The organism is Exiguobacterium sp. MH3 (genome assembly GCF_000496635.1).
Classification (GTDB): domain Bacteria; phylum Bacillota; class Bacilli; order Exiguobacteriales; family Exiguobacteriaceae; genus Exiguobacterium_A; species Exiguobacterium_A indicum.
In genome coordinates, this window is sequence record NC_022794.1 from 175,680 (window position 1) to 194,540 (window position 18,861).

At 47.2% G+C, this 18,861-nt stretch carries 19 protein-coding genes and 1 riboswitch; of the genes, 11 read left to right on the forward strand and 8 right to left on the reverse strand.

Features of this window, described 5'->3' with window-relative positions:
- Positions 1–47: 47 nt before the first annotated feature.
- The 3 genes from msrA to U719_RS01025 all read left to right on the forward strand — a co-directional run bounded on the left by msrA (position 48) and on the right by U719_RS01025 (position 4,022).
- Positions 48–995: a peptide-methionine (S)-S-oxide reductase MsrA gene (gene msrA, locus U719_RS01015; protein ID WP_023466739.1), complete on the forward strand. Its 948-nt coding sequence runs from the start codon at positions 48–50 to the stop codon at positions 993–995.
- Between the two features lie 68 nt (positions 996–1,063).
- Complete coding sequence (locus U719_RS01020) at positions 1,064–2,377, forward strand: DUF2252 domain-containing protein (protein WP_023466741.1); 1,314 nt, start codon at positions 1,064–1,066, stop codon at positions 2,375–2,377.
- Positions 2,378–2,585: 208 nt separating this feature from the next.
- Positions 2,586–4,022 (forward strand): amino acid permease, encoded by a 1,437-nt coding sequence (locus tag U719_RS01025; protein WP_023466742.1) that lies wholly within the window; start codon positions 2,586–2,588, stop codon positions 4,020–4,022.
- 46 nt (positions 4,023–4,068) lie between these two features.
- On the opposite strand, the gene U719_RS01030 is transcribed toward U719_RS01025, so the two are convergent.
- Both U719_RS01030 and U719_RS01035 read right to left on the reverse strand, forming a co-directional pair.
- Positions 4,069–5,730, reverse strand: a complete 1,662-nt coding sequence (locus tag U719_RS01030) for a glycerol-3-phosphate dehydrogenase/oxidase (RefSeq protein ID WP_023466743.1) — start codon at positions 5,728–5,730, stop codon at positions 4,069–4,071.
- Positions 5,731–5,762: 32 nt separating this feature from the next.
- On the reverse strand, positions 5,763–6,731 hold the full coding sequence (locus U719_RS01035; protein ID WP_023466744.1) for a Gfo/Idh/MocA family oxidoreductase: 969 nt from the start codon (positions 6,729–6,731) through the stop codon (positions 5,763–5,765).
- Between the two features lie 57 nt (positions 6,732–6,788).
- Here U719_RS01035 and U719_RS01040 point away from each other — a divergent pair, with 57 nt between their 5' ends.
- The 3 genes from U719_RS01040 to U719_RS01050 all read left to right on the forward strand — a co-directional run bounded on the left by U719_RS01040 (position 6,789) and on the right by U719_RS01050 (position 8,552).
- Entirely contained in the window at positions 6,789–7,055 is a 267-nt protein-coding gene (locus U719_RS01040) for a DUF5327 family protein (protein WP_023466745.1), read from the forward strand.
- Positions 7,056–7,115: 60 nt separating this feature from the next.
- A complete protein-coding gene (locus U719_RS01045) occupies positions 7,116–7,766 on the forward strand; it encodes an SDR family oxidoreductase (protein ID WP_023466746.1) in 651 nt (216 codons plus the stop codon).
- A 90-nt stretch (positions 7,767–7,856) separates the two neighbouring features.
- Positions 7,857–8,552, forward strand: a complete 696-nt coding sequence (locus U719_RS01050; protein ID WP_023466747.1) for a thermonuclease family protein — start codon at positions 7,857–7,859, stop codon at positions 8,550–8,552.
- Positions 8,553–8,593: 41 nt separating this feature from the next.
- Here the strand turns inward: U719_RS01050 and U719_RS01055 are convergent, their stop codons facing one another.
- From U719_RS01055 to U719_RS01070, 4 genes are all read right to left on the reverse strand, one after another.
- Complete coding sequence (locus U719_RS01055; protein ID WP_023466748.1) at positions 8,594–9,571, reverse strand: cation diffusion facilitator family transporter; 978 nt, start codon at positions 9,569–9,571, stop codon at positions 8,594–8,596.
- Between the two features lie 32 nt (positions 9,572–9,603).
- The gene (locus U719_RS01060; RefSeq protein WP_023466749.1) at positions 9,604–10,389 is read right to left on the reverse strand and encodes an SDR family oxidoreductase; all 786 of its coding nucleotides are present in this window, start codon (positions 10,387–10,389) and stop codon (positions 9,604–9,606) included.
- 17 nt (positions 10,390–10,406) lie between these two features.
- Complete coding sequence (locus U719_RS01065; protein ID WP_200864053.1) at positions 10,407–11,258, reverse strand: GRP family sugar transporter; 852 nt, start codon at positions 11,256–11,258, stop codon at positions 10,407–10,409.
- 142 nt (positions 11,259–11,400) lie between these two features.
- A complete protein-coding gene (locus U719_RS01070; protein ID WP_023466751.1) occupies positions 11,401–13,029 on the reverse strand; it encodes an AarF/ABC1/UbiB kinase family protein in 1,629 nt (542 codons plus the stop codon).
- A gap of 165 nt (positions 13,030–13,194) precedes the next feature.
- Here U719_RS01070 and U719_RS01075 point away from each other — a divergent pair, with 165 nt between their 5' ends.
- Both U719_RS01075 and U719_RS01080 read left to right on the forward strand, forming a co-directional pair.
- Positions 13,195–13,800 carry a trimeric intracellular cation channel family protein gene (locus U719_RS01075; protein WP_023466752.1) on the forward strand — a complete coding sequence of 202 codons (606 nt, stop codon included), beginning with the start codon at positions 13,195–13,197 and terminating at the stop codon, positions 13,798–13,800.
- Between the two features lie 2 nt (positions 13,801–13,802).
- Positions 13,803–14,171: a DUF423 domain-containing protein gene (locus U719_RS01080; RefSeq protein WP_023466753.1), complete on the forward strand. Its 369-nt coding sequence runs from the start codon at positions 13,803–13,805 to the stop codon at positions 14,169–14,171.
- A gap of 97 nt (positions 14,172–14,268) precedes the next feature.
- Here the strand turns inward: U719_RS01080 and U719_RS16895 are convergent, their stop codons facing one another.
- Both U719_RS16895 and hemQ read right to left on the reverse strand, forming a co-directional pair.
- On the reverse strand, positions 14,269–14,418 hold the full coding sequence (locus U719_RS16895; RefSeq protein WP_023466754.1) for a hypothetical protein: 150 nt from the start codon (positions 14,416–14,418) through the stop codon (positions 14,269–14,271).
- A gap of 103 nt (positions 14,419–14,521) precedes the next feature.
- Positions 14,522–15,298 carry a hydrogen peroxide-dependent heme synthase gene (gene hemQ, locus U719_RS01085; RefSeq protein ID WP_023466755.1) on the reverse strand — a complete coding sequence of 259 codons (777 nt, stop codon included), beginning with the start codon at positions 15,296–15,298 and terminating at the stop codon, positions 14,522–14,524.
- A gap of 345 nt (positions 15,299–15,643) precedes the next feature.
- Here hemQ and pta point away from each other — a divergent pair, with 345 nt between their 5' ends.
- The 3 genes from pta (at position 15,644) to U719_RS01100 (ending at position 18,758) form a co-directional block, all read left to right on the forward strand.
- Positions 15,644–16,630, forward strand: a complete 987-nt coding sequence (pta, locus tag U719_RS01090; RefSeq protein ID WP_023466756.1) for a phosphate acetyltransferase — start codon at positions 15,644–15,646, stop codon at positions 16,628–16,630.
- A gap of 70 nt (positions 16,631–16,700) precedes the next feature.
- Positions 16,701–16,800: riboswitch (purine riboswitch) on the forward strand.
- 75 nt (positions 16,801–16,875) lie between these two features.
- The gene (locus U719_RS01095) at positions 16,876–17,460 is read left to right on the forward strand and encodes a xanthine phosphoribosyltransferase (RefSeq protein WP_023466757.1); all 585 of its coding nucleotides are present in this window, start codon (positions 16,876–16,878) and stop codon (positions 17,458–17,460) included.
- Entirely contained in the window at positions 17,457–18,758 is a 1,302-nt protein-coding gene (locus U719_RS01100; RefSeq protein WP_023466758.1) for a nucleobase:cation symporter-2 family protein, read from the forward strand. Before U719_RS01095 ends, U719_RS01100 begins: the two co-directional genes overlap by 4 nt.
- Positions 18,759–18,861 lie beyond the last annotated feature (103 nt).

Sequence of the window (18,861 nt, forward strand, 5' to 3'; positions counted from 1 at the left end):
TTCTCCGAACGCGGTAAAATAGACACATACAGAGGAGGGGAAGATAGATGGCAAAAGCAATATTTGCAGGTGGTTGTTTCTGGTGCATGGTCAAGCCATTCCATAAATATGATGGTGTAGAGCAGGTCATTTCAGGATATACCGGTGGTCATACAGAGAACCCGACTTATAAAGAGGTTTGTTCGGAAACGACAGGTCACTTGGAGGCGGTTGAAGTCACGTACGATCCGTCCGTCATTACGTACGAAGAATTACTCGAGATCTTCTGGCGTCAAATCGACCCGACAGATGGTGGAGGTCAATTCAATGACCGTGGTGAATCGTACCAACCGGCTATCTTTTATGTCGATGAAGCACAGCGTGAAGCAGCTGAACGTTCGAAAGCAGCGCTTGACGCATCAGGACGCTTCTCGCGTCCGGTCGCGGTAGAGATTCGTCCAGAAAAGCCGTTTTGGCCAGCCGAAGAATATCACCAAGATTATTATAAAAAGAATCCGTTCCGTTATCAGATGTATAGTGTCGGCTCAGGTCGCGCGAAATTCATCAAAGAAGCGTGGAAGGACCACGGTAAGGAAAAAGAATTGAAAGAGCGTCTGACACCAATTCAGTATAAAGTCACACAAGAGAACGGGACAGAACCCGCTTTCCGTAACGAATACTGGGATGAAGAACGTCCAGGACTGTACGTCGATATCGTCGATGGTACACCACTCTTCACATCAAAAGATAAGTTCCAGTCAAACTGTGGTTGGCCGAGCTTCGCTAAACCCATCTCAGAAGACAAGATGGAAGTCGAACTCGATACGAGTCATGGGATGACACGGACAGAAGTTCGCTCTGCGAGTGCAGATAGTCACCTCGGTCATATCTTTGATGATGGTCCAACGGAACTCGGTGGACTTCGATACTGTATCAACTCAGCGGCGTTACGATTTATTCCGCTCGAGGAGCTTGATTCGGCAGGATATGGGGAATATAAAAAACATTTCGAGTAACACACAAGGAGTAGTCAAACGATTTCGTTTTGACTGCTCTTTTTTACAATTCGAGAGGAGTGGATAGAATGTTTCAGCCCGTGTATGAAGAAATCCGACAGATGACGATTGCGAAGGTCCTTGATTTTTATGATCATGAAATTCGTCAACTTAACGAGGCGGCACGACAAGAAAAGTACGACAAAATGAGTTTGAGTCCGTTTCGCTTTTTCCGAGGAAGTTCGCATCTTTTTTATTATGATGTCACTCGCATTCCACTCGGTTTTGATACACCGCAGGATAAACCGACCTGGATTCAAGGTGATCTTCACTTTGAAAACTTCGGTGTTCATGGAAATGCGAAGGGGGAAATCATCTACGACGTCAATGACTTTGATGAAGGGTACTTAGGTTCTTATCTATATGATTTAATTCGAATGGCAGTGTCTGTTCGATTGTTTGCAGAAGAGGCGGGCTACGACCCAGCACCTGCCATCCAAAATTACGTCTTTAAATACTTACATGATTTAAAAAAATATGCGTCCGGAAAAGATCCAAGTGATGTTTGCTTTACAAGAGACAATACAAAAGGACCGATTAAAAAGTTGATCAAAAAAGCAGAAAAAAAACGTGAGGAATTAATGGGAGAGCGAACAGAAATCATCAATGGAACAAGACGATTTCGTGCGTTACCCGACATGGAAATAGTGGATGACGCAACAGTAAAAGCCATCCAAGGTGCTTGGTATTCTTATATCGAGACGATTGATACGGAGGATCGGCGAACAGAATCCTTTTATACAATCAAGGATATTGTACGTAAACTAGATAGTGGAACGGCATCGATTGGTCTTGAACGCTACTATCTCCTTATTGAGGGAGAAGGCGGCGAAGAAGATTTGATTCTTGAAATGAAACAGGCACAAACTTCTGTCCCTTCGTTATTTTTACCCGTCTATCGTCCAGAAGCTGAAGCGATTCATCAAGGGAGACGAATCATCACTTCACAAAAAGCGATGCAAGCACATGAAGATCCGTATCTCGGTTATTTAACGATAGATGGTAAAGAATATTATGTACGTGAACGTTCGCCATATAAGAAAAAATTAAAGGCGAAGCACATAAAAAGTCAGGAAGACCTTGAAAACGTTCTTTGTATTCAAGGTCAAATTACCGCAAAAATCCATGCACGGGCGGATCAGGATGCTGGTATTAAAGAAAAAGTTTTAACGCATCATGCGGACGTCGAAATCATCCAGGCCATCGGTGTTTCAGATACTGCTTTCTTAGAACAAATCGAGCGTTGGTCAAGTGCGTATGTTGAGCGAACAAAGCTGGATTATCAAGTGTTTTTAGAGTGGATCAAGGCACGTAAAGAAGCTACCAAAACAATCGAATCCTGAATCATTCAAGGGGTGTGTAACAGCAGTTACACATCCCTTATTTTTGAAGAGAATTTTATTCTTTAGCAGATGAAAGCGTCAGTCAAAAAACAAATAGGTATAATGACCTATATCAATTTATCAGAAAACTTCGTAAATTTTTGATTAAGTTCTTACGGACGACTCGCTCCGTAGGACAAATCAAAAGAGACATAGGGGGAAGTACATCATGAGCTTGACGCGGAAAAAAGATGTTTCCGCTATGATTGCTGCAAGTAAACGAAACAGTGGACTTGCTCGAAATCTTGGCGCGATGGATTTAACGTTTTTAGGAATTGGCGCCATCATCGGAACCGGAATCTTCGTTTTGACCGGAACAGGAGCATTGACTGCAGGACCAGGACTTATCGTATCATTCATTCTATCTGCCATCGCCTGTGGTCTAGCTGCTCTTGCTTACGCTGAATTCGCATCAACGATTCCGGTCAGTGGATCCGTCTATACGTACACGTATGCGACGATGGGTGAGATCTTCGCTTGGATCATCGGTTGGAACTTGATCCTCGAATATGGACTCGCCTCGAGTGCCGTTGCAGCCGGATGGTCTGGATACTTCCAGTCCTTACTTGCAGGATTCAACATCCATGTGCCAACAGCCTTATCAGCAGCTCCTGGAGCAGTCGAAGGAGCCAAGACATACTTCAACCTTCCAGCATTCTTAATCCTCTTTGCCATTACGGCATTGTTGTCGATGGGAATCAAGGAAACGAAACGTGTCAACAACATCATGGTCGTCATCAAGGTCGCAGTCGTCATTCTCTTCATCGTTGTTGGTGTCGGCTACGTTGAGCCATCGAACTGGACACCGTTCACACCATTTGGTTGGGGAGGCGTCTTCTCGGGTGCCGCAATCGTCTTCTTCGCGTACATCGGCTTTGATGCCGTCACATCAGCAGCTGAAGAAGTCCGCGATCCGCAAAAAAACTTGCCACGCGGGATCATCGGTTCACTCGCTGTTTGTACAGTCCTTTACGTCATCGTCGCAGCCATCATGACGGGTATCGTACCGTACCAACAATTTGCTGGTGTCGATCATCCAGTCTCACTTGCGATTCAAATGGCCGGTCAAAGCTGGGTAGCTGGATTCATCGATCTCGGTGCGATCCTCGGGATCACAACAGTCATTCTCGTCATGACTTACGGAATGGTGCGTCTTGCATTCGCCATCTCGCGTGACGGAATGTTCCCGAAAGTGTTCTCTGAAGTGCATCCGAAGTACCAAACACCATTCAAGGCGACTTGGATGATCGGACTGGGTAGCTCACTCGTTGCTGGATTCGTTCCGCTCGATGTCATCGCAAACCTCGTCAACATGGGTACACTCGCAGCATTCGTCTTGATCTCTGTCGCTGTCTTGATTCTTCGTAAGACACAGCCTGATCTCCCACGTGCGTTCAAATGTCCAGGTATGCCATATGTGCCAATCGCAGCAATCGCTGCATGTCTTTTCTTGATGTTCAACTTGAAACTCGAGACATGGATTGCTTTTGGAATCTGGCTTGCTATCGGTTTAGTTCTTTACTTCACATTTGCACGTAAGAGTTCGAATTTACAACCAGGCAACATGCCGGCAGCGGAACTCGCTGCTTCGAAAGAAGAAAAGTAACACACAAGAAGACCCGGTCGCCTGAAGGCGATCGGGTCTTTTGATGTTATGAAAGTGGAACAGGTCCTTTGACGCGAACCGCATCAAATTCACGACGAATACTTTCATTGGCTTTGGCTTCATCTTCTGCTGACCAGCCGAGTTCGCTACGCATCAAGGCGAGAACACCATCTGCGTACTGTTCAGCGTGAGGGAAATCAAAGAAGACGGCCGAGGCACGACGGTTCAAAAAGTCGCCGGGTTGCATGACGAGTTCAGCTTCTAATCCATATAGAAGGGCGCCGAACCAGTGTAGCGGTAATTGATAACGAGCTGCCTCGTCGCCACGTGTCCGAATCAACTCGTAGACACGTTCGACATTCGTACCGTAACGTTGGATGAGCCATGTCGCCTCATTCGGTGACAATCCGAGGGCTTCTCCTTTTGGTTGTTGTTCCTTCAAGTAGCGGGCAAATCCTTTACTTCCTTGTGGATGACCACCACCAAGCAAGATATCGTGCGTACGGGAAGCGAGGTAAATCCGATTTTCTTCTTTCTTGAATTGGTCTGCGACCATATCGATGATTCGTTCTGCCATCTTCCGGTACCCGGTCAACTTCCCACCAGCGATTGACATCAGCCCGGATTTCGAGACGAAGATTTCATCTTTTCGGGACAGTTCACTCGGATCCTTTCCATCTTCATGAATGAGTGGACGTAGTCCGGACCATGTCGATTCGACGTGTTCAGGTCGTAACTCGACATTGAACATTTGATTCGTCGCCTCTAGGATATAATCCTGATCCTCCACGGTGACACCCGGCTCAAGAATATCTCCTTTATAGTTCGTGTCGGTCGTTCCGACGTAGGTTTTCCCTTCGCGTGGAATCGCAAAGATCATCCGCCCATCTGGAACGTCGAAATAAACGGCCTGTTGGAGTGGGAAATGTGCTTGATCGATGACGAGATGAATGCCTTTCGTCAGGTGGAGTGATTTCCCAGCTTTCGAACCATCTTTTTCTCGTAGTTCGTCGACCCACGGACCAGTTGCATTGATGATTTTCTTTGCCCGAATCGTATACGTTTTGTCACTTAAGACGTCACGGACTTCGACACCAACAACTTTTCCGTTGTGGTAGACGAGCGATTCAGCCTTCGTATAGTTGACGGCACGTCCACCGTAACCAACGGCTGCCTTTAAGACTTCGACTGTCAATCGGGCATCATCCGTTTTATATTCGACATAACGACCACCACCGACTAAGTGTTCCGAACGTAATAGTGGCTCGTAACGTAATGTTTCTTCTTTGCTGAGCATCGTCCGGCGTTCATTGCGTTTGACGCCTGCGAGCTGGTCATAGACGCGTAAGCCAATCGATGTCGAGAAGCTGCCGAACGTCCCGCCTTCGACGAGTGGAAGCATCATCCACTCCGGCGTCGTCACGTGTGGGGCGTTCTCATACACGATGGCACGTTCTTTTCCGACTTCGGCAACAAGTTTGATTTCGAACTGCTTCAGATAACGCAATCCACCATGGACGAGTTTCGTCGATCGGCTCGATGTCCCTTCGGCGAAGTCCTGCATCTCAATCAATCCTGTCCGCATGCCTCGACTTTGTGCGTCAAGCAAAATACCGGCTCCCGTGATACCGCCCCCGATGACGAGCACGTCTAAAAGTTCTTGTCCCATCTCTTCTAACCAAGCTGTCCGTTCCGTACTTGAAAACATCTTGTCTTCCCCCTGTTCGTCTGAATGGATAGTTAGTCTACTTCTATCCATGTACCCGATTTTGCACTCTTTTGAGCACGATCAATGATTTTCATGACGAGTTCAGCCTGTTTCGGAGAAACAGGTGGTGTTGTTCGCTGTCGAATGGCTGGGGCGAGATCTGTATAATAATCCCCAAATTGCCCGGAGACAAAAGGAAAGTCTTCAAGGGGACCGTTTGCTTCAGCCAATTGATACGTCGCTCGTTTCGTATCGACTTCATCGACGAAATAGCTAGCCTTTGTCCCGTGTACCATTAGCGAAGGACCAACAGCCGGAACGATGGAACCGATGTGCAAAATAGCGCGTCGCGTGCCGAATGCTAAAATCAAATGTGTATAGTCATCAACGATCCCACCTTGCCGTTGGATCGTTTGATCACAAAAGACGCGATCTGGTACTGCATTGAAGGCGACGAGTGCTTGATCGATCAAGTGTGATCCAAGATCGTACAAGAGACCAGCACCGGGTACGTCCTGTTCGCGCCAACGATCCTCAACGTCTGGACGATAGCGATCATAATGCGCTTCGAACGTTTGGAGCGTGCCGAGACGTCCGGATTCGAGTAAGGTCATCAGCGTTCGAAAGTCCTTCGTATACCGACGATTATGATAAACTGTCAGTAACCGATCGTGTACACGTGCTAGTTCCGTCAACGTTTCGGCTTCTTCAAACGTGACAGTGAACGGTTTCTCGACGAGTACATCACAGCCCGATAGCAAAGCGAGGCGCGCAAGTGGATAATGTCGTTCATTTGCTGTCGCGATGACGACTAAATCGATTTGTTCTTTAGCGAGCAGGGCTTCAAGTGTCGAATAAACAGGTAGCGTCGCGTCATAAGCAGCGACTGCTTCCGGACGACTCGACTGAACAGCGACTAACTGATAATCAGGTGCGTGTAAATAAGGAGCATGTAAATGTTCACCGGCAATACCAAAACCAACTAAAGCGGTACGAATCATGGAAAACACATCCTTTTCAAGTTCATACCCTCAATCTACCATAAGGAGGAATACAAGATGATTACGGAACAACACATCATCGAAAAGATGCGTCAAGCGATGCAACGCATTGAGCAAACGACAGGAGCCGCGCAGAAAGAGCAGATTGCATCAATGAAAACGTACTGTGAACTATTACTTGAATCTGAGGCGACATCAAGTTCAACGATATCGCTACCTACGTCAACACCTCAGGCAACACCAACAGTCGATCCGATGTTAGCGCGTTTCATGGGTGTTTCGCAGGAGAAAGAAGAAAAAGGCACTTCATTGCTCGATTTTTGAATGAAATGACGCGATTCAGGGAATAACCATCACAGTTGAAATGAGAAGGGGAGATACGTCATGAAAACAGTAATCGTCATCGGAGCAGGGCCAGGAAACGGATATGAAATCAGTAAACGATTCGGAAAAGAAGGCTTTCAAGTCGTTTGTGCGGCGCGGACGCAAGAAACACTCGCAGCCGTCATCACGGAACTAAAAGAAGCGGGCGTGGAAGCGGTCGGAGTGGAATGTGATGCTTCACGAAAAGCTGATATCGCATCCCTCATCGAATGGACAGAGGAGCAATACGGACAAGTCGATGTCTTAGTCTACAATGCTTCGATTTTACATCAAGCGTCTGTCCTCGAAGTTTCGGCAGAACAGATTACGAAAGAGTTCGAAATCGACGTACTCGGTGCACTGCATGCCGCACAACTCGTTGCTCCGTCGATGCAGGAACGGAAAGACGGCGTTATCCTGATTACTGGAGGCGGCGCTGCGATGCAAGCGATCAAATCGTTACCAGGGCTTTCAATCGGGAAGGCAGGCGTTCGCCAAGTGACGCATATGTTACATGATACGTTGAAGGAAGACGGTGTCTACGTCGGAACTGTCACGATTGCCGGGGAAGTGAAGCGTGGAACGGCACTTGATCCGAAAAATGTAGCGGAAGCGTTCTATCAACTTTATACGAACCGAAATGAAGTTGAAACGGTTCTTTCAGCAGACTAACGAATAAACAAGATAGCGTATGCGGGTTCGGGCTTTGACCGAATCCGTATTTTCATGGAAAGGAGCGAAACAGAAGTGAGACGATATGCAATGATGAGTCTACTTTTTTTATTCGTTCTCATCGGTTGTGCACCAGAAGAAACCGATTTGCTTGGCATCAAGCAACCGGACGACGAAAAAATCACGAAGGCGACGGTCGAACGCGTCATCGATGGGGATACGTTAAAAGTGAAGTTGGCGGATGGGAAAACGGAGGACGTTCGTCTACTCCTTGTCGATACACCAGAAACCGTCAAACCGGATACACCGGTTCAACCGTATGGAACGGAAGCTTCAGCGTTTACGAAAGAGACCTTACCGAGCGGGACAGCAATTCGGTTGGAGCGTGATCATTCCCGGACCGATCGATACGGAAGATTACTCGCATACGTCTGGTACGGCGATAAGATGTTGAATCAGGAGTTACTCCGAAAAGGACTCGCACGTGTAGCATTCGTCTATGAGCCGGACACACGTTATGTCGATATGTTCGAACAGATCGAACAGGGAGCCAAGCAGGCGAAGAAAAAGATTTGGGAGCACGATGGCTACGTCACGAATCGTGGCTTCGACGCTCAAGCGATTACAGAAACGAAATCCTGCGAAATCAAAGGCAACATCAATCGGTCGGGTAAAAAAATCTACCATGTACCGGGAGGTCAGTCCTACGATGAAGTGAAGCCAGAGCAACAGTTTTGTACGGAAAAAGAAGCAGAAGAAGCCGGATTTGTCCGCGCTGCACGCTAATGAATGCACACAAAAAGCCATCGGAATCGATGGCTTTTTGTTTACTCTACAGGTGGTGAGGGGGATTGATACTGCTGTACTTTATCATCTTCATCAAAGGAAATCGTGACATCGGTGATTCCTTTAAGAATTCGGATTTGAAGTTCAAGCCGGTCCTTGATGTCGTCCGCTTGGGCAATCGTTAAGTTAGGATCCACTTCAATCTCTGTCTCGACATGGAAGTGATCCCCTTCCTTAATGACTTCAAGCTTTTCAATATCACGAACCGCTTCATCACGTAATAGGATTTCACCGATTTTAGCAGTCAGTACTTCATCAATCTCACCGAGCGCACCGGCAGCATTTTGAATAAAGACATTATAGACGACATAGAACATCATCAGACCAATCAAAATCGATGCAATGCCCTCTGCTTGATAAAACGATGTGTAATGCGAAATCAGAACGGCAATGATCGCGATGATACCACCGAGAGTCGCAACAAGATCTTCCATGAAGACAAGACGTGTAGCTGGTTTTGCCTGCCCAAGATGGGTGAAGCTTTGACCAACTAGTGTCAGCCCTCTAGACTTAAGCCCGGTTTCATGAGCAATCTCGATCATCGCTTTATAAAAGACGCCGACTTCGAGGACAACACCAATTCCAAGTGCCGTCAAAATGATCCAAAGCCCAGTCGTCTCTTCGCCAGGACCATGTGTGATATGCAAGATTCCTTCACGAATCGTCTCATACGCAAGCAACGCAACGACGATGATTGCAGCAAGTAACACGAGGTTAACAAGGCGACCGAATCCGTTCGGGAATCGCTTCGTTGGTGCTTTTTTACTTAGAGCAGAACCGATATAGACGAAAAATTGATTCGCCGCGTCACCGATCGTATGCATCATTTCAGCAAACATTGCAACGTTCCCAGTCAAGATATAAGCGACGAACTTGATGATAGCAATGATCGTGTTGACGATTGCAGCAGCAAGTGCTGACTTATTGCCGCGACGGATCAATGAGAAAAAAGTGGCCATGAGCGGTTCTCTCCTTGTCTATTCAAAATAGGTTAACCGCGTCCTGCTTGGAACGATGGATAAAGTGTCATTCCGCCGTCCGCAAAGAGTGTGATACCAGTGACATAACTCGCTTCGTCCGACGCAAGCCATGCGGCAACGGCTGAAATTTCCTCAGGTTTTCCGATATTGCCCATTGGAATCATACTCTCGACTTCTTTTCGTTGTTCCGGATCTTCGAATTTTTCAGCATTGATCGGTGTATTAATCGCACCAGGTCCAATCGCATTGACCCGAATGCCTTTTGGTGCATATTCCATCGCAAGGGTTTGTGTCATCAATTTGACGCCACCTTTACTTGCAGCGTAGTGGACGAACGTTGGCCATGGAATGATTTCATGAACACTCGACATGTTGATGATGCTACCTTTGACATCGTGTTCGACGAAGTACTTCAGAGCTTCACGCGCACCGAGGAATGCACCTGTTAAGTTGACGTCGATGACTTTTTGCCAGTCTTCGAGTGACATCTCATGGGAGGCTGAAGGCATTTCAATCCCTGCGTTGTTGACGAAAACATCCAACTGACCAAAGTGAGCGACAGTCTCTTTGACAAGGTTGATCATATCGTCTTCTTTCGAGACATCTCCTTGAATCGTAATAGCTTCGCCGCCTTTATCTTGAATCGATTCAGCGATTTTCTTCGCTTCTTCCGGATGACTGCGATAGTTGATGACGACACGCATACCTTCCTCTGCATAACGGCGAACGATGGCTTCACCGATTCCCATTGATCCACCTGTTACGATGGCTACTTTTCCCTTTAAACTTTCATACATGATGCTTCACTCCTTCATTATTGTTTCGTAAATCCAATCATGATCCCGCCAGCAACGACTAAAATACAACCGATGATGACGAAGGTCATTTCTTTCTTTGTCTTCGTTTCTTTTAGTAAGAGGACACCGCCAATCGTTGAGATGACGACTCCTGTTTGAGATAAGGAGAAGCTCGTTGCGACTCCGACTTTTGCTGTGGCAAACAGTAAAGCGACGTTCCCGACAGCCCACATGAGTCCACCGACTGTATTGCCGGCTGTTTTTTTCGTGAAGAGATCTCCTTCTCGTAAAGAAAGAAGAATCGCACTCACGACCATCCCGACAGCTTGTGGTAAGACAGCTTCCCAACCGTTGATATCGAACCAACGGGCAATGACGACGTAGCCAACATATCCGACAGTAGAGATGAGGAGGAGCGTCAGTCCTTTTCCGATATTCTCATCTTGTTTACTCTTATCTTCCTTGTAAGACGTGAAAGCTGCTCCGGCAATGATCAATACAAGGGCACTGATTCCGAGAATCAACGCAGTTGTCGTTGACCACTCTCCAAAAGCGAGAACACCAAACAACGATGTTCCGACGAGTTGCATCCCTGTTGAGATTGGCATCGTCTTTGATACACCCATTTGACGGAATGCGGCAAATTGATTTTTTTGACCGAGCGCCCAGAAAGCACCAGAAAAGAATCCGGCGACCCAAGCAGTCGTCGACATCTCTGGGCTGACAAAAAAGAAGGTGACGATCGCGAAAAGCAACGCACCCAGAGTCGTACCGATAATTTGTTGCGCCGTTGAACCTCCGATTTTCGAGACGACGAGCGGCAACGATCCCCACATTAATGCAGGAACGATGGCAATTAAAATATCAATCAAGTGTTTCACCTCTCCTTATTGTTATCTCTCTACTTGAAGCTGTACCCCGCGAGACGCGAGGAAAAACCTCGAAGCCCAAAGAGGAATTATTCTGAAATAAAAAAAAGTCCACCGAAGTGGACGCATATTGTCGTTCTATTTAACGGAACGGTTCATCGGCGATCCGGACGATTTGTCGTCCGATCCGTCTACCATTCCATAAAGCGATGACGGCGATCGTCAAGGAAATGCCCATGACGTCGTACTGCGTAAAATAATAGCCGAGATAACTAAAAGGCAGACTGATGATCCCGACGAGTGAACTCGTCCACTGCCGGATTTTGAGTGACTCGATGTTCGCGACACGAGAGAACTTTTGTTGCTCCATGATGCGCCAACGTGTCGGTTCGCTTAAGGCATCGTTAACAAGACGCGGGAATGCGAGCAATCGCGCACCGTAAGAGCCGGCAATCTGGAGATAACGATTTTGGTTTTTTCCTTCGTCATCGAGCCAACGTCGAACCATGGGTTTGGCTAATTCGAGCAGGTTGATTTGCGGTGAAAGAATCTGAAGAATCCCAAGAATCGTCGAGGCAGCACGACCGAAGAAAGCAAACTCGGCAGGTAGCTGAATCGGTTCGTTTCGGACGAGTAATTCGATATCGGATAAGACCTTCTCAATCAGTTTCGTATCGACGTTTTCCATATCACTCTCGAGATAGAACGTGACCGCTTTTTCAATCGCTTGTCGGATATTTTGCTTATTCGCATTCGGCAACAGGAATCGTAAATCTTCGAGACCATCGACGATCGCATCATAATCTAATGTGACGAAGGATTGGAGGATTCGTTGAATCGCTCGCATGTCATCAGGCGTCGTCGCTCCAATCATCCCAAAATCAAGCAAGACGATTTTGCCGTCGGACTGGACGAGGACGTTGCCCGGGTGTGGGTCGGCGTGAAATTTCCCGCCGAACAGTAATTGCTCACCAGCGTTCAAGAAGAGATTACGCGCTAGTTCGTCACGATCAATCTGATGTTCCGCTAAATAATCGAGATCGGTGATACGTGTCCCGTCAATCCATTCCATGACGAGCACACGATTCGTACAATGTTCTTCATAATAACTCGGAATATAGATGACAGGATTCGTCTCATACATTTTTTTAAAGTAGAGACCGTTTTTTAATTCAGTTCGGTAATTCAATTCATCACCGATGACGAAGACCATTTGGCGGTATAGACTTTGTAAATCAGTCGATTTGTTTAACGAAGTCCGGCGTAACATGGCGATGACGATGCGCATGGCACGGAAATCGGTTTTGATGATTTGTTCGATGTTCGGTCGCTGAACTTTGATTGCGACTTTTTTACCGTTTGATTTTAAGGTTCCGCTGTACACCTCACCAATCGAGGCAGAAGCGACAGGACGGGGACTGATGTCCGAGATGATCTCTTCGATCGGCATACCCCAATCCTCTTCGATGATCTTACGTGACTCTCCAAGTTTACTTGAAGGAACTTTATCGACCAGTTCGGTCAGTTCCATCAAAACGGATGGCGGAAACAGATCGGCTCGAATCGATAAGAACTGACCGAGCTTGATCAATAATCCTTCTAACCGTAATGCTTTTTTCTTATAGTCACGCGCAATCCGGATCATGATGCGCTCAAACTCTTCGTTGTTCGTACCTGGCCGGTTTTTCCGGGTGAATCGATAGATCGTAAAGATGTAACGTGCGAACATCGTCACGATGACGACGATGCGATAAAGCGCCCAACGTTTCATACGGTCACCTAGCTTCCTGTACAGTTTGTTTCAGTATAGGTTACTTTACCTAAAAACGTCACTCGCAAACGGTCGAAACGGTGACAGAAAATTAATGCTTTACGGAAACTAAAAAGAGAGTATAGTAAGTATTGGAATTTCTTTGTAGAAAGGTGAAATGTGCGCATGTCCTGGGACTTATTGAATATCATCGGCACGGTCGCTTTTGCGATGAGTGGAGCAATCGTCGCGATGGAAGAAAAATATGATTTATTCGGTGTCTGGTTACTTGCTTTGATCACAGCATTCGGCGGTGGTGCCATTCGTAATTTACTGATTGGTGTACCGGTATCGGCTCTCTGGTCACAAGGTGGTCTCTTTTTAGTCGCGATTCTCGTTGCGTTGTTGATCTTCATGTTACCCCAGTTGTTCTTGCCGCACTGGACACGTTGGGGCGTCCTTGCGGATGCGCTCGGGTTGTCTGCGTTTGCGATTCAAGGTGCCTTGATGGCGACAGCAAAAGGACTGCCGTTGTCAGCGACGATTTCAGCTGCTGTACTGACTGGTGTTGGTGGTGGAGTGATTCGCGATTTACTCGCTGGTCGGAAACCACTCGTCTTGCATAAAGAGATCTATGCGATGTGGGCCGTCATGGCAGCACTTGTGATTGATCGTTTCCAATTGACGAATCCTCTACATTTGTTCACATTGCTCGGACTCATCACCGTTTTACGTATGCTATCGTATTATTATGAATGGAATTTACCAGCACGACGGTTAGGGGGAGAATAAGCATGAAAGTTTTCATTATGATTGGCGCGATCTCGATGATGTTATCGGTCGCACTAGGTGCATTCGGTGCACACGCCTTAAAAGATATGTTGACGGAACGGATGCTCGCGAACTGGCAGACAGGCGTACTTTACCAGATGGTACACTCGCTCGGTATCCTAGCACTCGGGGGACTCTTATTAAAAGCATCGATCCCGCAATGGTCGTTGGCTGCATGGCTGATGCTTGCTGGAATCGTCTTCTTCTCCGGTAGTCTGTACGTCATGGCATTGACGAACGTAACAAAACTGGGTGCTATCACACCGATCGGTGGCGTCTTGTTCATCGCAGCATGGATCTTTGTCGCAATTGGTGCCTACAAAGGATTATGAGGATTGACCGTTTTTCTTCCGTCATGAAGAAGAACGGTCTTTTTTTGTATGAAAAACGCCTACTCGCGATGGAGTAGGCGTAGGTATCAAAACGAATTCATCGTTTTGTCGTTTGAGTTTTGTTTAGCTTCGATAATGCTTGCTCATAGCGATCCAGTACGCGATCTGCAACCGGTTTCAGCTCTTTTGAAAGCACAGCGAATTGCAATTCACGCGATCGTGTCGATCGGTTCATAGCATTCCCCATGGTAATTCCTCCTTACGTAATCAACCTACTATTTTATAGCCTGTTTTGTAGCCGCAAGGAGTATATTCCCATGAGATATTTCAATCAAACGTCATTCAACACATTAAAGTGCAAAATGAGTATTTAATTGTTCACTTTCGAGACGGTTCCCGATGAAGAACTCACCAAACTCACCGTACTTCGCGCTGACTTCGTCAAAACGCATTTCATAGACGATTTTCTTGAACTGGAGAATGTCGTCTGAGAAGAGTGTAACGCCCCATTCCCAATCGTCAAATCCAGTTGATCCACCGATGATTTGCTGAATTTTCCCAGCATAACTTCGACCGATCATACCGTGACGATACATGAGTTCTTTTCGTTTCTCCATTGAGAGCGTGTACCAGTTGTCGCCATCGCGACGTGACTTGCTCATCGGGTAGAAGCAGATGTGCTTCGCTTGCGGCAAGATTGGATAGAGACGATCACGCACGTAAGGGTTCTCGTATGGGTTTCCTTCGCCTGAACCACGGTACGTACCGAGTTCGACGACAGAGACGTAAGAATACGTCGGGATCAAGTAATCATAGAGATCAAGTTTTTGCATTTTGACTTCGACGTCTTGGATTTGTTCCATCGTTGGACGAAGAACCATCAAGACGAGATCGGCTTTTTGACCGATGATCGTGTAAAGTGCGTGGCTTCCGTCTTTTGCCGCTTCGACACCAGAAAGCTCTGAGAGGAAAGCTTGGAATTCTTCAATCATGCGCGCGCGGTCTGTCGCGTCGACTTGTTTCAAGCGTGACCAATCGATCCGGCGGAAATCATGTAATGTATACCAGCCGTCGAGTGTTTCAGCGGCTTGTTGCGTAGCAGTCGGTTCAGATGTTTGGTGTTGCATGGGATGACCTCCTGAGTCTGAAATAAATTGTCTTTTTCCATATCCTATCTTATCACATTCTACTGAAACGCTTCGCCCGAAAAGGTCTTTGTCCATGAGATCGTAACACATGAAAAAAGCAGAGAGTGGGTAAAAGGGGAAGTGGAGATTACGTTGCTTGGAAATAGTCTCTGTACCATTCTTGAAAATGACTGTAATAGTCAGTGAATATGGCTTCAGTGCTTTTGTTAGATAACTTTTTTGCAAATTGTTTTAACAACGATTGAGAACTGTGTATAATAAACGATGGAAAAGAAAATGGATCAAATCGACGACGTCGTGTTTACCTAAAAAGGAGAGAAACTCATGCAACTATTCGATATGTTAGAACAAAAGATTAAAGCGCACCAACCGAAAATCGTCTTCCCAGAAGGAATTGACGCACGTGTTCTTGGCGCAGCTGTCCGTTTGAAGAAAGACGGTCTCGTCACACCGGTCGTCATCGGACCACGTGTACAAATCGAAGAAACAGCAGCAGCGAACGGAATCGATGTCACGGGACTTGATACGATTGATCCTGCTTCTTACGTTGGAATCGATGAGCTCGTCGCATCGTTCGTTGAGCGTCGTAAAGGGAAAGCAACAGAAGAGCAAGCACGTGCTGTCATCTTAAAAGACGTGAACACGTTCGGTACGATGCTCGTTCATACAGGGCAAGCAGAAGGTCTTGTATCGGGGGCCATGCACGCAACAGGCGATACAGTTCGTCCAGCACTTCAAATCATCAAGATGCAAGAAGGCTATAAAAAAACATCAGGCGTCTTCATTATGGTACGTGACGATGAGCAATACGTCTTCGCAGACTGCGCAATCAACATCGCACCAGATGCGAACGATCTAGCAGAGAACGCAATTGCATCTGCGAAAACAGCGAAAACATTCGGTATCGATCCGAAAGTAGCATTGCTCAGCTTCTCAACAAAAGGTTCAGCAAAATCACCAGAGACAGAGCGTGTCGTTGAAGCAACTCGCATTGCTAAAGAACGTGCACCAGAACTTGCGATCGATGGCGAACTCCAATTCGATGCAGCATTCGTTCCAAGCGTCGCGAAATCAAAAGCACCAGAATCAGATGTCGCCGGTCAAGCGAACGTCTTCATCTTCCCAAGTCTTGAATCTGGAAACATTGGCTACAAAATCGCACAACGTCTTGGTGGATTCGAAGCAATCGGTCCGATCCTTCAAGGGTTGAACAAACCGGTCAACGATCTTTCACGCGGTTGTAACGAAGAGGATGTTTACAAACTCGCGATCATCACGGCAGCACAAGCGGTCGAAGAACGCCAAGCCTAAGTACGGTGTGAAAAAGTCTTTACTTTTTCGCTAAACCCCGTACAATGGTACACATCACGAAAATCACGAAACGTAAACGTATAGCAACGCTCGTATAATAGTGGGAATTGGCCCACGAGTCTCTACCGGATCGCCGTAACGGTCCGACTACGGGTGGTGAGTTACTGCTCTCTTTTTTGGCGTACAGTGGCTGCCCCCGGGTAGCGGCTGTACGTTTTTTCGTTTTTAAAGAGGAGAATGCATGTATGAAACGTCTACACGACATGATTAATCAAGAGGGAATCGTATTATCGGATCAAGTATTGAAAGTGGATGCCTTTTTAAACCACCAGGTCGACCCGACCTTGATGTGGGAAATCGCCTATGAGTTCATGGATCGCTTCCAAGATGCCGGTATCACGCGGATTTTGACGATCGAAGCAGGTGGTATTGCCCCGGCAATGATGACGGCGCTCCGTTTAGGGGTACCAATGGTCTATGCTCGTAAGACGAAATCCGTCACCTTGAATGAAGGAACGATTTCAGCTGAAGTCTTCTCGTTTACGAAACAACAGACGAGTACGATTACGGTTGCAGAAAAATACCTACAACCGGGGGAACGTGTCTTGATCATCGACGATTTCCTCGCGAACGGAGAAGCGGCATTTGGTCTTGCTCGCCTTGTTGAGCAAGCAGGTGCGGAAGTTGCCGGTTTTGGAATCGTCATTGAAAAGTCGTTCCAACCAGGACGTCAAAAGTTAATCGAAGCCGGGTTCCGCGTCGAGTCACTCGCTCGTGTGGAGTCGTTGAAGGACGGAAAAGCGACGTTCGTCGACTCGGTGACCGTATGAGACTATCGAACTTCAAAGCCGCTAGTCTTGGACTTCAGCATGTGCTTGCGATGTACACAGGAGCAGCTGTCGTTCCGCTAATCGTCGGGAGTGCGATCGGATTGTCGGGAGAAGAACTCGCTTATTTAGTGGCGATTGATCTCTTCATGTGTGGCGTAGCGACCTTACTACAAGTGCTCGTCACGAAATATACAGGCGTTGGTCTTCCTGTCGTCCTCGGTTGCACTTTCACGGCAGTCGGTCCGATGATCGCAATCGGTAGTCTTCAAGGGATTACGGCGATTTATGGTGCGTTAATTGCGAGTGGTTTGATCATTCTCGTCATCTCAGGCTGGTTTAGTAAGATCGCCGTCTTGTTCCCGCCAGTCGTCCTCGGTTCCGTCGTGACGATCATCGGCATTTCCTTGATTCCGGCTGCAATCAACGATATCGGGGGCGGACAAGGGGTGAAGGACTTTGGTGACGCACGTTATCTTGGACTCGCCGGACTAACGATCGTCTTGATTTTAATCTTGAATCGCTACGGCACGGTCTTTTCAAAAGCAGCAGCCGTCTTGATTGCTGTGATGATCAGTACACTCGTTGCGTTTGGCATGGGGATGATCGACTTCAGTCCGGTGGCGGAAGCGTCATGGTTCCAAATGGTGACGCCGTTCTACTTCGGTGTTCCGACATTCAATGCGACGGCGATCTTGACGATGACGCTGGTTGGTCTCGTCTCGATGGTCGAATCGACAGGTGTGTTCTTGACACTTGGTGAGATCACGGATCGCCGTTTGACGGATAAAGATCTAGCACGTGGCTACCGGGCAGAAGGTGTCGCGACGATCGTTGGCGGTATCTTCAACAGTTTCCCGTATACGACCTATAGCCAAAACGTCGGTCTCGTTCAGTTGACTGGCGTGAAGACACGTAAAGTCATTTTATTTGCGGGTGGATTTTTAATCTTGCTCGGCTTCTTACCAAAAGTGGCGACATTCACGACGTTGATTCCAAAACCTGTCCTAGGTGGGGCAATGTTGATCATGTTCGGAACGGTCGCAGCGAGCGGGATTCGTATTCTGTCGCGGGTCGATTTTTCGAAGAACGAACACGTCATCACGGTAGCACTTGCCCTCGGAATTGGTTTAGGAATCAGTACGAATCCGGAGATCGTAGCTGGTCTCCCGTCACAAATCCGTGTCTTGACGGACAGCCCGATCGTCGCGGGATCGCTAACAGCATTATTGCTAAATGGAATCTTCCGATTGACGAGTAAGTCGGAGTCAGTAGACGCGCCACTTGCTAAAGTTGAATAACAATTGTAACTTTCCGAAAGGAGCCATCCTGTATACTACATAGTAGCGGGTGGTTCCTTTTTTATACTGCTAACGTAATCAGAATATTCCGAGTATGTGGATT